The following is a 15,877-nucleotide window of genomic DNA, read 5'->3' as shown; positions in this document are numbered from 1 at the left end:
GAACGGGCCCGCCTAGCGGGTCATTTCCGTCAGGAACTCCTGGGTTTCCGGGTCCGTGGAGTGGATCGCGGTGCCGCGCATGCCACGGGTGAGCAGGACCTTGTAGGTGTTCTTGGTCAACGCCGCGAAGCGCAGGTCGTCCGCGCGCTTCACCTCGGCATCCTTCGACTCCGAGCGGTACGGGACCCACCTCCCGTCGCGACGGACGAGGTCCGGGCCGAAGATGACGCCCGACCAGTCGTACTCGAAACCCTGCGCGGTGTAGATGCAGCCGACCTGGCCGAAGCCCTCGGGGTCGGTGGCCCAGAAGTCGGAGGCCGGCACGCCGGGCACCGGCTTCGAGTCCGCCTTCGCGTTCCACGGCCTCGCCCAGTCCGCGCCGATCCTGACGTCGTCGACCAGGTACCGCCCGTCCGGCCCGTCTGCGGGGTCGCTCCACGGCCAGCAGTAACCCGCCGTGATCCGCGCGACCCCACCGTGCTGGTCCTGCTGGCGCAACACCCAGGATTCCAGGGCCCGCGGTGACTCCGCGCTGGTCAGCGTGATGCCCTCGTCCAGCGGGCCGGCCAGCTTGCTCCAGGCGATCGGCGGCTCGGGGACCAGGCCGAGCAGCCTGGCCACCCAGGAGTCGTAGGAAACCGAACCACCGCAACGCAACTGGTCGTGCAGGTGCACCACCTCGACCCGGCAGCCGAGGGCCTCCGCGGCGGCGGTGATCTCGGTGAGCGAGCCCATCTCACCCGGTCGCACGATCTGGTGCTCGTCGAGCAGGAACACCGGCACGGTCGCGATGTTGATCAGTTCGTTGACCTGCCGGTCGGCGCGCTCCCGTTGCTCCTTCTTCGTCCACCGCGTGGTGCCCTTCTCGCGGATGCGGTGGGCTTCGTCGCAGATCAGCACGTCCAGCGCCCGGGGTTCGGCGCCGACGTAGGAGTTGAAGTACTTGAACAGGCTCCTGACCCTCGGCTGCCGGTGAGCCGCCACCTTCCGCATCGTCTGGGTGAAGGCCTTCGAACCGGTCGCGTGGTTCACGCTGAGGCCACGCCGGCTGAGCGCCCCGACCAGGCTGAGCGCGATCACGCTCTTGCCCGAGCCCGGGCCGCCCACGACGACGACCACGGTCCGGGTCTGGGCGGCGCGGGACCGTTCGACGGCCTGCATCACCAGCTCGTAGGCGACGCGTTGCTCGTCCAGCAGGACGAACTGCTCGCGGTCCTGGATCTCCCCGGCGGCCAGTTCCAGCAGCGGTTTGGTCGGTCGGTGCGCGAAGCCGAGGAACTCGTCTCCCGCGGCCAGGTTCGCGGGCCGTTCGGCGGCCGGGTCCAGCACGGCGAGCAGGTGGGCGGTGAGTTCCGCCTTGTCGTCCATGGTGAAGAGGCGGCCGTACTCGCTGGTCGCGTACTGCGTCAGGGTCGCCACGTCCGCGCGGCGGGCGTTGTGCAGGTAGGCGACGCCGTGCACCGCCCGCGGCCGGTCGACGAGGGCGGGGGTGTGGTCGACGAAGTACTGGCAGTACCCGCGGACCTGCGCGGCGGGGTGCAGGTGCCTGCCCGGCAGCCCCTGGACGTTCAGCAACTCGGCGAGGACGACCTCGGCTCTCGACCACTGCTTGAGTTCGAGGAACACGAAACTGCTGTCCCCGGTGCGCGGGTGGGTACCGGCGAGGACCACGTCGATCCGCTGCCTGCTGTGGGGGAGTTGGTGCTCCAGCAGGACTTCGAGGTCACCGAGACCGGCGTCGACCAGGTCCCGCAGGACGATCGGCAGGCTCTTCGCCCAGGAGTTCAACTCGCTGGTACCGGCGCGGTGCTCGAGCCGGTAGCCGAACTGTTCGCCGAGCCGCGCGTGGAGGTGACCGCTGTCGGCTTCAACCAGCAGATCCGCTGCCCTACCCCGTACGAGTGCCACTCGATCCCCCACCGTCGTCGTGCGACCAGGTTAGTGGATCAGTAGAACGCCCAGTGCGGGCACAGGCGTCCTCTGCTCACCCGATCGCGTCAATTCGCTACTCTTCGACACGGGAGTGGGGAATTCCTCGTCATCTGCGTGCTGGAGAGGGGCCATCACGTGAGACCGATCGGTGGAACCGCGCACGAGTTGCGCCGGGGTACCGCGGAAGACCGGTTGGTCAGGGAACTGGCCAAGTGGACCGGCATCAGGTATTCGCTCGAAAACAAAGGAGAACCCGGCGCTTGGCGACGCAGCCTGCCGCCATTTTTCGACCTGTTGTGCGACGCCGGTCTCGGGCACATCCAGGTCCTGCTGGAATACCCGCTCCCGTATTGCCCGAGGCGGATCGACGCGGTGCTGTGCGGGGTTCACCCGGATGACGGCGAGCCGTCCTACGCGCTGGTGGAGTTGAAGCAGTGGACGCGAGTCGCCGTGGTGGGGCGGGGAAGGGTCAAAGTGCCCTGGGTGGAGCAACCCCTGTTGCACCCGGCCGAGCAGGTCCGCCGCTATTGTCGCTACCTGCTGGACTACACGCCTTCGCTGGCGAGGCGGCCCAGTAGGATGAAGGGACTGGCGTACCTGCACAACGCCATCCGGCCGGAGGACTGGGACCTCGACGAGGAGGAGCCCGACGACTTCGGGCAGCTGTACACCGCTGACCTCGCCGGCGACCTGGTGGCCGACCTGGTGTCGCTGTTCAGCGACGATCCGGCGACCGCCGAGGGCTCGGCGCGCGCCGCCGGGGAGTTCACCGGGGCCCGGCACCTACCCGGGCGCACCCTGCTGAAGACCGCCGCGGCGATCTTCGCGCAACGCGAGGACTTCGTGCTCCTGGACGAGCAGCAGGTCGCCTTCGAATCGGTCCGGGAAGCGGTCAAGTCCGCCCGCGAAGGCGATGGGGCGGCGAAGAAGGTGATCGTGGTCCAGGGCGGACCGGGATCCGGGAAGAGCGCGATCGCGATCTCGCTGTTCAACGCCTTGGCGGGCGAACGCGGAAAGGTCATGCACGCGACGGGTTCGAAGGCGTTCACCGAGAACCTCCGCGTGCGGGTCGCGGACGGGGACGGTCGTACGGGGACGATGTTCACCTACTTCAACCAGTTCCAGAGCAGTCGGCGGGACGAGTTGGACGTGCTCATCTGCGACGAGGCGCAACGGCTCCGGCACAACGACGTGCCCGAGGCGAAGTGGCTCAAGCACCCGCCGCAGGTCGGCCAGTTGATCAGGGCCGCGAAGGTGCCGGTGTTCCTGCTGGACGAGGACCAACGGGTGCGGCCGAACGAGGTCGGCAACGTCAGGACCATCCGAGAGGCCGCGCACCGGCTCGGCTGCCAGGTGGTCGAGATCGAATTGGCGGGCCAGTTCCGGTGTGGTGGTTCGGCCTACTACGACCAGTGGGTGCTCCGGCTGCTCGGCCTGACCCCCGGTGGACCGGTCAGGTGGAGCGACTTCGCCGCGGAGACCGACGAGTACGTGGTCGACTGCGTGCGCTCCCCGCACGCGCTGGAGCAGTGGCTGAAGAACCAGATGAGCAGTTCCTCGGGGACCGCGCGCATGGCGGCGGGGTTCTGCTGGGATTGGAGCAATCCGATCCGCGTGGACGGGGAGTGGAGACTGGTCGACGACGTCCAGATCGGTGGGTGGCGGCGGCCGTGGAACGTGAATCAGGCGTCCGAGGTGCCGGGCTTCCCCTCGGCGTCGCTGTGGGCCTCCGATCCGGCCGGTTTCAGCCAGGTCGGGTGCGTCTACACGGCCCAGGGATTCGAATACGACTGGGCCGGTGTCATCTTCGGGGAAGACCTGGTGATCCGAGACGGTGCTTGGCGCGCTCAACAGGAGAAAACCCGGGATCCCGCATTGAGCGGGAAGAAGGTGGACGCGGAACGCTTCGACGTGCTGGTCCGGAACGCCTACAAGGTGCTGATGACCCGTGGGATGGACGGGGTCTGCCTGTACTCCGTGGACGAGGAGACGAACGCGTTCTTCCACGAGTACGCCCGGTAGGACTCGGGTCCCTGCCCGGTGACGCCGCTGCCTGGCCCCCTCGGCCAGGCAGCGGCGTCTTCGACTCAGCGGACTGCTTGCGCGTGCCCGCTAGCATGTGCGCGGGGTAACGCGCTCGGTGGCGGGCTCGCAGTCCGAAGGTAGTGCGGGGTGTGGAGGAGCGGTGTCGGTCGATCACCCCACATCGGGGCCCGCCGAGCGTGAGGTGGAGCGCGTCGGGCGTCGGTATGCCGTGGTGGTGCGGACGGCTGTGCTGCTCTCGGTGGCTTGCCTGACGTTGTGCACCGTGCCGCTGGAACGGTCGGTGCCCGTCGTGGTGGGGCTCGGGTTGTGGAGCGCGTTCTTCTGGGGGCGTGCGTCACGGGTGCTGGCGTTGGACACCGCCGTGATCGCCGGGGTGTGCCCGGGGGCGTGCTGGATCGATCCGGCGGTGCTGCTGCACGACGGCAGCAGCTGGGTCCTGGTCGCGGTGTCCATCACCGCGGTCTGCCACCAGTGGCTTTGCGCTCCGCTGCCGGGCTGGGTGTCCACCGGGGTGCTGATCGCGGCGTACCTGGCCGGTGTGGCGATCGCCGACCCCGGTGGGTGGACCGCCTCGGCGCAACTCGGCTTGTGGACGCTGGCCGAAGCCGGGCTGTCGCGCGGCTTGCGGAAGCTGGTGCGCTCGGCGGGCCGTGAGGTGGACCGCGGCACGGCGGCGGAGGAACGCGTGCGCCGCCGAGCGGAGATCGCCGCCGCCCGTCGTGCCGACGAACGCGAGCACCTCGCCACCATGCACGACACCGCCGCCGCGACGCTGCTGGCGGTCGGCACCGGCATGGTCACCGGCCGCGAGCCGTGGCTGGCCGAGCGGGCCGCACGCGATCTCGAAGTGCTCACCGGCCGTGTCGGACTGCCGAAGGGTCAGGTCGACCTGGCCGAACTGCTCGACGAGGTGGTCCGGCACAGCCCGGTCGACGCGGAACTCCGGGCCGGCGCACCGGTCCGGCTCCCGGCTGCACCCGCCGTCGCGTTGGGCCGGGCCGCCGGTGGCGCTGGGTGGCGCTCGCCGTGGTGTTCGCCGCGTCGGTGGCCGCGGTGTTCGGTGTGCCGCCGGAGCTGGTGGTCACCGAGGCGGAGTGGTCCTTCGGCACGATCGGCTGGTTCTGCCTGCTGCTGCTCGCCGACCACAGCTTCCGGTCGGTGCTGGTGGCGCTGGCCGCGCACCAGGCGTTCAGCTTCGGGCAGCTCTTCGCGGCCGGGCAGACCGAGCGGCTGACGCTGACCAGCCTGACCACGGTGTCCGTGCTGGTGCTCGGCTACCAGCTCACCGTGGCCGCGTCGACGGCCGCGCTGAGCCGGCTGGCCCGGCTCGCGCAGCGGACCGCGGCGCGGGAGGAACGCACGCGCACCGCGGAGGCGGTCGCGAACCAGCTGCACCGCGACCGGCAGGCCCGGTTCGCGGACCTGGCGACGAGCACCGTGCCGCTGCTGGCCCGGCTGGCGGCCGGAACCCCGGTGCTCGACCGCGCGTCCTACGCGGTGGAGGCGGCCCGGATGCGCCGCCTGTTCGCCGAAACCGACGAGGTCGACGATCCGCTGCTGCACGAGCTGCGTGCCTGTGCGGAGGTGGCCGAACGCAAGGGGGTCACGGTGTTCCTGGGCACCTTGGGCGACCGGCCCGACCTGCCCGTCCCGGTCCGGCGTGCGCTGACCGAGCCGGTGGTGGCCTGCCTCGCCGCCACCGTCGCCGAAGCGAGGGTGACCGTGCCGGGTGGGCCGCTCACCTCGGCGGAGCAGGTCACCGTCACGCACCGCGAATCCGGCGGCAAGCACTGGGTGGAGGCCGTGTGGACGGCGAACTGATCACCGCCGTGGTCATCGACGACCACCCCGCCATCATCAGCGGCGTCGAAGCCTGGTGCGCCGCCGCCGAGCCGCCGGTGCGGGTGGTCGACTCGGGCCCCACGGTCTCCGTGGCCTGGCTCGACCCCGGCGACCAAGCCGACGTGATCGTGCTGGACCTCCAGCTCACCGCCCCGGCCCCGGCCTACGGCGACCTGCGCCGACTGGTCGACGCCGGCCGCCAAGTGGTCGTCTACACCATGCGGGACGACAAGGACACCGCGCTGACCTGCCTGGACATCGGCGCGTCGAGCTACCTCACCAAGGCCGAGGGCCCGGCCCACCTGGTCGCCGCCATCCACGCCGCCGCGAGGCAGCTGCCCTACACACCGCCGTCCATGGCCAGGGCCATCGGCGTGGACACCCGGCCGGACCGGCCGCGCCTCAGCGCCAGGGAGATCGACGTGCTGGTGAACTGGTTCGCCTGCGAGTCGAAGGACATGGTCGCCGAGAAACTGGGCCTGTCGGTGCGGACGGTCAACTCCTACATCGACCGCGTGCGGATCAAGTACGCCAACGCGGGCCGTGCCGCCCCGACGAAGGCGGGGTTGGTGGCTCGCGCCATTCAGGATGGTTTGGTCCGTCTCGAGGATTTGTAGGTTCGCTGCAAATCGGGCACGTCGGGCGGCCTTCGGCTCCGACGAGGGCCGGGTTGGTGGCTCGCGCTGTTCAAGATGCTTTGGTCCACCTCGAGGTTTGCAGGTGGATCGGGATAGCCTGGCCCACTTCGTGAGTGGTCGTTTCGCGGGGGCGCTGCCGGTGCGATGGTCCGGCTTCGGCATCGACCGCGTGCGATTTGAGTACGCCGGTGCGGACCATGCGCCTCGAGCAGGCGTCGATCGTCGTGGGTTGGGCGTTGCGGCTCTCGCTGTTCAGTTGTGGAGGGTGTGGAAGAAGGCACGCACCTCCTTCACGAACAACTCCGGCTGCTCCAGCGCGGCGAAGTGCCCGCCTCGCGCCGGCTCGTTCCAGTAGACGATGTTCGGGTAGCGTTTGGCGGCCCAGCGGCGGGATGGGCGCGGGGTTTCCCGCGGGAAGAGCGAGCAGCCGGTGGGGACGTCGATCACCTCCGTGGTGGGCTCGGTGAACCAGCTCTGCACCTGCCGGATGCTCTCCCAGTACAGCCGCGCCGAGGAGGCACCGGTGCCGGGCAGCCAGTAGACCATCACGGCGTCCAGGATCTCGTCCTTGGTGAGCACGCTTTCCAGGTCACCACCGCAGTCGGTCCAGGAGCGCAGCTTTTCCACGATCCACGCGCACAACCCGACCGGTGAATCGACCAGGGCGTAGCCGATGGTCTGCGGTTTGGTGGACTGCTCGACGGAGTACCCGTCCTCCCATTCGCTCGCGTGCCGCAGCGCGTCGAGCGACTGCTGCTCGGCTTCGGTCAGGTCGTCGAAGGTCGACGGATCGGGCGCGGCGAGCGGCGGCACGAGGTGGATGCCGAGCAGCCGCTCCGGCGCCTCCAGCGCCATGCACGTGGTGATGCTCGTACCCCAGTCGCTGCCCTGGGCGCCGAAGCGTTCGTAACCCAGCTCGTCCATCAGCCGCAGCCACGCCCCGGCGATGCGTTCGATGCCCCACCCGGTCTCCGACGGCTTGTCGCTGAAGCCGAACCCCGGGATCGACGGGCACACCACGTGGAACGCGTCGGCGGGATCCGGTGGCTCGGTCAGCGGCTCGATCACCTTCAGGAACTCCAGGACGGACCCCGGCCAGCCGCTGGTCAGCAGCAGCGGCGTGGCCTCGGGGTGGGGTGAGCGCACGTGCAGGAAGTGGATGCCCAGCCCGTCGATCTCGGTCCTGAACTGCGGCAGCGCGTTGAGCCTCGCCTCCACGCGCCGCCAGTCGTAATCGGTGGCCCAGTACTCGCACAGCTCGCGCAGGTACGCCAGCGGCACGCCCTGGGACCAGTCGTCGACCGTCTCGGCCTCCGGCCAGCGTGTGCGCAGGAGGCGTTCGCGGAGGTCTAGGAGCTCCGCTTCGGGGATGTCGAGTCGGTATTCGATCACGGTGGGGACGATAAGCGGGTGCCCCGACAGTTTCCACGCGGTAGCGTCCGGCTGTGTTCGTCGATCACGTGTTTTCGTTGCCACTGAGCCATGAAAATCCCGGCGGGGAGCAGATCGAGGTGTACGCCCGCGAGGTGCGGACGGACCCGGAGCTGCCCTGGCTGCTCTACCTCAACGGCGGTCCGGGCTTCCCGGCGCCCCGGGTGCACGGCGGCGAGGGCTGGCTGCGGCGGGCGCTCGCGGACTACCGCGTGCTGCTGCTCGACCAGCGCGGCACCGGCCGCTCCACCCCGCTCAACCGGCACACGCTGCCGCGCCTCGGCCCCCACCTGCGGCACTTCCGCGCGGACTCCATCGTGCGCGACGCCGAGCTGATCAGGCGGTCCCTGCTGGGTGACGAACCGTGGTCCGTGCTGGGCCAGAGCTTCGGCGGCCACTGCACGGTGACGTACCTGTCCCTGGCGCCGGAGGGCCTGCGGGAGGCCCTGGTCACCGGCGGCCTGCCCGGCATCGAGGCCGACGCCGACGCGGTCTACCGGCAGCTGTACCCGGTCGTGGCCGCCAAGACCGAGGCGCACTACGCGCGGTTCCCCGGCGACGCCGACCAGGTCAGGCGGGTACTGGCGCACCTGGAGGGCGGCGGCGTGCGCCTGCCGGGCGGCCGGGAGCTGACCGCGGACGCCTTCCGCCTGCTCGGCAACCTGCTCGGCGCTGGCACCGGGAGCCGTCAGCTGCACTACCTGCTGGAGGACCCGTTCACCGCCGGCCGGCTGTCCGACGCCTTCCTGCTGCAGGTCGAGCGGGAGCTGTCCTGGGCGAGCACCGCGCCGATCTACTCGCTGCTGCACGAGGCGACGTATGCGCAGAACGGCGTGACGAACTGGTCGGGCGAGCGCATCCGCGCCGAGTTCCCGGACCTCGACTTCCTCGGCGAGATGATCTACCCGTGGATGTTCGAGAACGATCCGCTGCTCAGGCCGTTCGAGGCGCTGGCACACGAGCTGGCGGCGCACCACTGGCCACCGCTGTACGACCTGGACCGGCTGCGGGCGAACGAAGTCCCCGTCGCCGCCGCCATCTACGACGAGGACATGTACATCGCACGGGACCTGTCCCTGTCCACCGCTTCGTCGATCCGCGGCCTGCGTCCGTGGCTGACCGCCGACTACGGCCACGACGGCCTGCGGGTGAGCAACGGACTGGTGCTGGATCACCTGCTTAAACTGCTCCGGTGAGGGATGAGCGGGAGCTGGGGAGCGCCTGGACGAAGTTCCAGCAGCACGCGTTCCCACGCCCGTCGCCGCCGGTGGCGCGGTATGTGGACCGCTACTGGGTGGTTTCGTGGGACTACGAGGAGCCGTACCGGCAGCTGATCGTGCCGTATCCGAACGTGCACCTGGTGTTCAACCGCAGTGGCGGGGCGTATGTGACCGGCGTCTCATCGGGACACCAGATCCGGGTGCTCCAAGGCTCGGACGGGGTCTTCGGTGTGGCGTTCCGGCCTGGGTGCTTCCGCCCGTTCCTCGGCCGCTCGGTGTCCACCCTGACGGACAGCACGGTCGACGTCGCCGAGGTGTTCCGCGGGCCGATCCCGGATCCGCTGACCGTGGAGGGCGTCGAGCGTTTCCTGCTGGATCACTGGCCCCCGCCGGATCCGCGGGCCGATGCTGCCGCCGAGGCCGTGAGCCTGGTCATCGCCAAGCCGGAGATCACCACGGTCGGGGTGCTGGCTTCGGCGCTGGGGACGAACGTGCGTGCGCTGCAACGGTTGTTCGCCGAGTACGTGGGCATCGGGCCGAAGTGGGTGATCCGGCGCTACCGGCTGCACGAGGTGACCGAGCGGCTGGCAGCCGGCTCCGTGGTCGACTGGGCGGCGCTGGCCGCCGAGCTCGGGTATGCCGATCAGGCCCACTTCACCCGCGACTTCAAGTCGATGTTCGGCGAGTCGCCGACTCATTACGCCGAGCGCTACTGAGCCCCTCGCCGACGGCGTGTCCTGTCCGTGTCCAGTTGGCTGGCCACTTGTCGCGATAATTGCCGTTTTTTGGCAATTCTGCTCCGCCGGTCGATGATTATCATCAATGCGTGTCCGGCTACAAGTTCGATTTGTTCATCAGCTACGCCCGTCGCGGCAGTGTGCAGAAATGGTTGCTCAACCACTTCCACGAGAAACTGCGTGAATGCCTGGCCAACGAGTTCGGCACGCTCAAGATCTACGTGGACCGCGGGATGCCGCGGGCCGTGCACTGGCCGTCGAACCTGCAACACGCCCTGCGGCACAGCAAGATCATGATCCAGCTGCTCACCCCGCCCTACTTCCATTCGGACTGGTGCCTGGCGGAGTGGCGCAGCATGCAGGCGCGGGAGGAACTGCTCGGGCTGGCCGGGGCGGAGTGCTCACAGGGATTGATCTACCCGATCCTGTTCGGGGATTCGGAGAACTTCCCGGACGAGGCCAGAGAACGGTCCTGGATGGATTTCAAGGACGTCGCCTATCCGGATCTGTCGTACCAGCAGAGCCCCGAATACCACAACCTGCACCGGAAGGTCACCGCGCTGGCGAGTGATCTGGGGCAGCTCGTGCCCCAGGTGCCCGAGTGGCGGCCGGATTTCCCCATCATCGAAAAACCGGATCCCGTGCTCAGGCCGACCCCACCCCTGCCGAGGTTCGAATGACCGGGACAGTGATCACGTTCTATTCCTACAAGGGCGGTGTCGGCCGCAGTTTCACCCTGGCGAACGTCGCCGTGCTGCTGGCGCGCTGGGGTCACCGGGTGCTCACCGTCGACTGGGACCTGGAGGCCCCGGGGCTGCAACACTACTTCGCGAAGGTGCTGTCCGAGGAGCCGGAGCGCGGGGTCGTCGATCTCGCGTACGCCTTCCTGGAGGGGCAGCCGGATGCGCGCGTGGACCCGGTCGGGGTCGACGTCGAGGGCGGCACGCTCGACCTGCTCGCCGCCGGCCGGGTGGAACGGGGCAAGCTGGACGGCTCGTACTCGCCGCGCATGCAGGCGCTGAACTGGGAGGACCTGTACCGGCGGGGGTTCGCCGACTTCCTCGAACGGCGTCGCGCGGAATGGACCGACCAGTACGACTTCGTGCTGATCGACAGCCGGACCGGGGTTTCCGACATCGCCGGCATCTGCACCGCGCAGCTGCCGGATCGGCTGGTCGTCGTGTTCACCGCCAACGACCAGAACCTGAACGACGTGGTGGACGTGGCGCGGCGCGCGGACAACGCCCGTGACCGGCTGCCGTACGACCGGCCGCGGCACTCCGTGCTCCCGGTCCTGTCCCGGCTGGACAACCGCGTCGAGTACGAACGGGCGGAGGTGTGGCAGCGCAAGTGCGCCGAGGTCGTCGGTCCGCTGTTCCGGAACTGGCTGGTCAAGACCGTGCCGGAGGACCTGATGCTGCGGCACCTCACCGTGCCGTACGTGTCGTACTGGAGCTTCGGCGAGCACCTGCCCGTGCTGGAGGAACAGGTCCCGAAGGCGGACCAGGTCTCGTTCGCACTGGAGACGGTGGCCGCGGTGATCGCGCGGGGGTTCGACCGCACCGACGTACTGGCGGACAACCGGGACGCCTACGTGGCGGCTGCCCGCGAGCGCGACCGGGAGTTCGACCTCGACCTGCTGGTGTCCAGCCCGCGGCGGTCGATGCGCACGGCGACGGAGCTGGTCGAGGAACTGCGCCTGCTCGGGCTGCGCGCCGCCTGGTCCTTTTCGGGAGATCCCGATTTCCTCGACGAGGTGCCGCAACCGGCCGAGCACCTGTGCCTGGTGGTGGACGGTGAGCCGAGTCGCTGGCAGACCACCGAGGCGGAGAGCTTCCTGCGGCACACCCTCGGACCGGGTGGCAAGGCGCGGCAGTTGTTCTGCGTCCTGGCGCGCGGCACCGACCGGGAGAGCCTGCCGGGTTTCCTGCGCAGCCTGCAGCACCTCGACTTCCTGCCGGGGGTGCGGCCGGTGAAGGTGGCACGGGAACTGCACGCCCTCGTCACCGCCGTCCCGGTCACCGATGCGGGACCGGACCGGGAAGCACTGGAGAGCGCCGCCGCGGCGCTGCGGGGCCTGCCGCCCGCGATGCCCTATTCCGGACGGTTCGCGGTGATCCGGGAAACCGTGCGCGGCATGGCGACCGCACTCGACGACGGTGACCTGGAGCTGCTGCTGGACCGGTCGACGGACCTGGCACTGCTCGGGAAGGTCCGCGGGAACGGCACCGGGATCGCCGTGCCGCCGGACCTGCTCGCCGAGGCAGCCGACCTGCTCTCCCGGATCGATCGACGGATAAACGCGTTCACCGACTGAAAGGCGGCGAGATGCCGGAGAAGTACACCGAAAGCGCCAGAGCAGCGCTCACCGTGCTGATGCTGGCCAACCGGGCGATGCTCAACACGGAGCTGGCGAAGGAACACAAGATCAGACTCGGCCTCGCCGAACGCCGGAAGCTCATCAAGGCCGGGCTGCTCGAGACCGACGAGAGTGTCCGGCCGTACGTGCACGAGATAACCGACGAGGGCATCAAGTGGTGCGTGAACAACCTCGTCGAAGGCGAGCCGCCGTCGAGGTCGGGGCCGCAGGTGCGGCTGGTGTTCGAAGTGATGCGGCGGGTGGTCGGTTACCTCCAGCAACGCGGCCTGCTCACCGAGGCGCTGCGCACCGGCGACCTGGAGTCGCTGATCCGCGGGGCGTACCACGCACTGGCGACCGCGCCGCAGGACTGGATCCGCCTGGCCCGCATCCGCCCCAGGCTCAACGGTGCGGAGAAGTCCGAAGTGGACCAGGTACTGCTGGAGATGATGAAGACCGGGACCGTCCACCTCGCCCCGGACTCCAACCGCGCTGCGCTGACCGACGCCGACCACGCGGCTGCCGTCCGGATCGGTGGCGAGGACAAGCACATCATCGCGATCGAGGGATCATGACCGAGCACCTGCGCGAGGCGCTGGCCGTCCTCCGCTTCAACTCCGCCGAAACCCCGGACGACGTCTGGCGAACTTCACCCTCCCACGTGGACGGTCTGCACCGTGCGGCCGAGCAGCGCATCAAGGCCAGTATCGAGGACGCCAGGGCCAGCACCGGCCCGAGCCCGGTGGGACTGGTGCTGCAGGGGGAGAAGGGCGTCGGGAAGACCCACCTGTTGGGCTCGGTGCGCCGCATGGTGCAGCGCAAGGGCGGCTACTTCTTCCTGGCCGAACTCACCACGGGTGAGGCGTTCTGGGACGACCTGGCCGAGGCGATGCGCAGTGAGCTGCACCGGCCCAACGACGAGGGTGAACGGCAGCTCGTCGTGCTGATGCGGCAGTTGTGCCGGGGAGCCGCCGTGCCCGAGGAGGTCGGCAAGGCGATGGTGGGGGAGGCACCGCTGACACCCGATGACCTGCGCCTCCTGCTCAACGGCCTGCGCAAGGTGGACAACCGGATCGCCGTGGAGTGCGGTGACACGATCCGGGCGCTGGCGCTGTACGGGTCCGACCACGCGGAAATCGGCCTGGAGTACCTCCAGGGGCTGGAGGGGACGCAGGAGGATCGACGGCACTGGAGCATGCAGCACCGGTCCAAGCCGTCGCAGGTGCTCGTCCGCGACATCTCCCGCATCCTCGCGCTGACCGGGCCGTGCGTGATCGGCGTCGACCAGCTGGACACCCTGGTCCACCACCGGGGGCAGAGCGCCATCGACAGCAAGGTGGCCAACGCCGGGCTGAGCAAGGACATCGCGCTCATCTCGCAGGGGCTGATGCAGCTGCGCCAAGCCACGCAGCGAACGCTGACCATCGTGGCGTGCCTGCCCAACACCTGGATGCAGCTGAACAAGATCGCCACCGACACCGTGGCCGACCGCTTCACCACCACGCCGATCCTGGGTTCGGTCACCGACGGGGAACTGGCGCGGAAGCTGGTGGAGAAGTGGCTCGGGGTGATCTACCAGAGCAACGGCATCTCACCACCGCACCCGACCTGGCCCGTGGCCCCGGAGGCGTTCGGCAAGGCCTGGGTTCCGCACACCCCGCGGCAGCTGCTCAAGCGCATCCACGCGCACGCCGAGGCGTGCCTGTACGGGGAAATCCGGGAGCTGGGTTCCTTCGACGAAGAGGTCGAGATGCCGCCCGTTCCGGTTGGGCCGGACTCGGAAGCCGACTTCGCGGAACTCGACGCCCAGTTCGGCCGCCTGCGGGACAAGGCCGACATCGTGTCCACGGAACTCACCAGGGAGAACGAGGACGAACTGGCGCCGCTGCTGTTCCTGGCCGGGTTGAAGTCGTGGATCACCGAGGTCGGCAACGACGACCTGCGCTGGCACCCCGAACCGCTGGCGGACGACAAGCGGCTGCACGCGGGCCTCCGGCGGATCCTGAACGACGCACTGGACACCCAGGAGCAGTGGGCGTTCCGGCTGATCACCGAAGGCCACGGCATCACCGTGTTGCGCAGGATGCGCGGTGCGTGCGAAGCGGCGGGTATCCGCTCCGGGGTGCGAGATCGGCACCTCGTGCTGATCCGCCGGGGTACTCGGGGCTGGACCGGGCCGACGACGAGGAAGGAGTTCACCGAACTGACCCAGCAGGGCGTCCTGCGCCTCGACATGTCGGACGACGACCTGCGGACGTTCAGCGCGCTCAAGGAGATGCTGTCCAATCCCACGCACCGCCTGCTCACCTGGCTGGCGGTGCGGAAACCCGCGAGCACCACCACCTTCCTGCGGCACATCCTGCCCGGCTCGCCGCAGGCCAAGACCGGGCACCAGGAGACGAGGCCCCCGCCGGTGGAGCAGCGGCCGGGCCAGCTCGTGCTCGGCATGGACGGGGAGATCCGCATCGAGCTGGAGTCGTTGCGCAAGCACGCCATCGTGTTCGCCGGGTCCGGTAGCGGGAAGACCGTGCTGCTGCGCAGGATCGTCGAGGAGTGCGCCCTCAGCGGCGTGTCGGCGATCGTGCTGGATCCGAACAACGACCTGGCTCGGCTCGGTGACGCGTGGCCCGAACCGCCTGCGGACTGGCGGCCGGGTGACGAGCAGAAGGCCGCCGAGTACCTGGAAGGCACCGAGGTGGTCGTGTGGACCCCCGGCCGGACGAATGGCCGGCCGCTCAGCTTCCACCCGCTGCCCGACTTCGCCGAGGTGCGCCAGGACGCCGACGAGTTCGCCGCCTCGGTCGAGGCGGCGGTGGCCCGGCTGGTGCCCCACGCCAAGGTCGCCAGCGATTCGAAGGCCGCGGTCCGCGGCCGGGCGGTGTTGCGCGAGGCGCTCGCCCACTACGCCAAAACGGGCAGGCGCGACCTGACGCAGTTCATCGAGGTGCTCGCCGAACTGCCGGAAGGGGTGAGCAAGCTCAACACCGCCGCCGCGACGGCCGCCGACCTGGCCGAAACGCTGCGGGCCGCGACGGTCAACGACCCGTTGCTCGGCGGTCCGGCCGCAGCGACGGACCCGGCGTCGCTGCTCACCCCGGCCGCCGGGAAACGCGCCCGGATCTCGGTGATCAGCTTCGTCGGGCTGCCGTCCGAGGAGCAGCGGCAGGCCTTCGTCAGCCAGCTCCAGTGGGAGGTGTTCGCCTGGATCAAGCGCCACCCGGCGAGCGACCGGCCGCTCGGGGGCCTGTTCGTGATGGACGAAGCGCAGACCATCGCCCCGTCCGGGACCTGGACGGCCAGCACGCAGAGCACCATCCTGCTCGCCTCGCAGGCGCGCAAGTACGGGCTCGGCCTGCTGCTCGCCACCCAGGCGCCCAAGGGGGTGCACAACCAGGTCGTCGGCAACGCCACCACCCAGTTCTTCGGCAGGCTGAACAGCCCCGCGCAGATCGCCGCGGCGACCGAGATGGCCAGGGCGAAGAACAGTTCCGTCGGCAACATCTCGCGGTTGGAGCGCGGGCAGTTCTACGCCACCGGGGAGGACTTCGGCTTCCGCCGGATGCGCGTGCCGCTGTGCCTGAGCCACCACCCGCCCAGCCCGCTGCGCCTGGAAGAGGTGCTCGACCGGGCCCGCACACGGTGACGCGCCCCTCACCCGGCGAGGTGAGGGGC

At 69.6% G+C, this 15,877-nt stretch carries 12 protein-coding genes; 9 read left to right on the top strand and 3 right to left on the bottom strand.

The features are described 5' to 3' along the window. Positions 1-12: 12 nt before the first annotated feature. Positions 13-1,908 carry a DNA/RNA helicase domain-containing protein gene (locus tag AC07EG_RS03265; RefSeq protein WP_478251349.1) on the bottom strand — a complete coding sequence of 632 codons (1,896 nt, stop codon included), beginning with the start codon at positions 1,906-1,908 and terminating at the stop codon, positions 13-15. Between the two features lie 159 nt (positions 1,909-2,067). Here AC07EG_RS03265 and AC07EG_RS03260 point away from each other — a divergent pair, with 159 nt between their 5' ends. After that, positions 2,068-3,954 carry a DNA/RNA helicase domain-containing protein gene (locus AC07EG_RS03260; RefSeq protein ID WP_478251348.1) on the top strand — a complete coding sequence of 629 codons (1,887 nt, stop codon included), beginning with the start codon at positions 2,068-2,070 and terminating at the stop codon, positions 3,952-3,954. A 174-nt stretch (positions 3,955-4,128) separates the two neighbouring features. On the opposite strand, the gene AC07EG_RS03255 is transcribed toward AC07EG_RS03260, so the two are convergent. Further along, positions 4,129-4,833: a hypothetical protein gene (locus tag AC07EG_RS03255; protein WP_478251347.1), complete on the bottom strand. Its 705-nt coding sequence runs from the start codon at positions 4,831-4,833 to the stop codon at positions 4,129-4,131. 159 nt (positions 4,834-4,992) lie between these two features. Between AC07EG_RS03255 and AC07EG_RS03250 the strand changes: the two genes are divergently transcribed. Both AC07EG_RS03250 and AC07EG_RS03245 read left to right on the top strand, forming a co-directional pair. After that, positions 4,993-5,799, top strand: a complete 807-nt coding sequence (locus tag AC07EG_RS03250) for a hypothetical protein (RefSeq protein WP_478251346.1) — start codon at positions 4,993-4,995, stop codon at positions 5,797-5,799. Further along, positions 5,784-6,437, top strand: a complete 654-nt coding sequence (locus tag AC07EG_RS03245; protein WP_478251345.1) for a DNA-binding response regulator — start codon at positions 5,784-5,786, stop codon at positions 6,435-6,437. The genes AC07EG_RS03250 and AC07EG_RS03245 overlap by 16 nt, the downstream gene beginning before the upstream one ends. 273 nt (positions 6,438-6,710) lie before the next feature. Here the strand turns inward: AC07EG_RS03245 and AC07EG_RS03240 are convergent, their stop codons facing one another. Next, entirely contained in the window at positions 6,711-7,850 is a 1,140-nt protein-coding gene (locus AC07EG_RS03240; RefSeq protein ID WP_478251344.1) for an epoxide hydrolase family protein, read from the bottom strand. Positions 7,851-7,918: 68 nt separating this feature from the next. Here AC07EG_RS03240 and AC07EG_RS03235 point away from each other — a divergent pair, with 68 nt between their 5' ends. The 6 genes from AC07EG_RS03235 to AC07EG_RS03210 all read left to right on the top strand — a co-directional run bounded on the left by AC07EG_RS03235 (position 7,919) and on the right by AC07EG_RS03210 (position 15,848). Further along, positions 7,919-9,085, top strand: coding sequence for an alpha/beta fold hydrolase (locus AC07EG_RS03235; RefSeq protein WP_478251751.1), 1,167 nt, complete (start codon positions 7,919-7,921; stop codon positions 9,083-9,085). Next, entirely contained in the window at positions 9,082-9,825 is a 744-nt protein-coding gene (locus AC07EG_RS03230) for a DUF6597 domain-containing transcriptional factor (protein ID WP_478251343.1), read from the top strand. The genes AC07EG_RS03235 and AC07EG_RS03230 overlap by 4 nt, the downstream gene beginning before the upstream one ends. A gap of 110 nt (positions 9,826-9,935) precedes the next feature. Continuing rightward, positions 9,936-10,526 (top strand): TIR domain-containing protein, encoded by a 591-nt coding sequence (locus AC07EG_RS03225; protein ID WP_478251342.1) that lies wholly within the window; start codon positions 9,936-9,938, stop codon positions 10,524-10,526. Further along, positions 10,523-12,163, top strand: coding sequence for a tyrosine-protein kinase family protein (locus AC07EG_RS03220; RefSeq protein WP_478251341.1), 1,641 nt, complete (start codon positions 10,523-10,525; stop codon positions 12,161-12,163). The genes AC07EG_RS03225 and AC07EG_RS03220 overlap by 4 nt, the downstream gene beginning before the upstream one ends. An 11-nt stretch (positions 12,164-12,174) precedes the next feature. Continuing rightward, positions 12,175-12,780, top strand: a complete 606-nt coding sequence (locus AC07EG_RS03215) for a hypothetical protein (RefSeq protein ID WP_478251340.1) — start codon at positions 12,175-12,177, stop codon at positions 12,778-12,780. Then, complete coding sequence (locus AC07EG_RS03210) at positions 12,777-15,848, top strand: helicase HerA domain-containing protein (RefSeq protein ID WP_478251339.1); 3,072 nt, start codon at positions 12,777-12,779, stop codon at positions 15,846-15,848. The genes AC07EG_RS03215 and AC07EG_RS03210 overlap by 4 nt, the downstream gene beginning before the upstream one ends. Positions 15,849-15,877 lie beyond the last annotated feature (29 nt).

The organism is Amycolatopsis sp. NPDC045836, from assembly GCF_056431745.1.
Note: the sequence above shows the minus strand (reverse complement) of the source record. Positions and strands in the feature narration are given on the sequence as shown.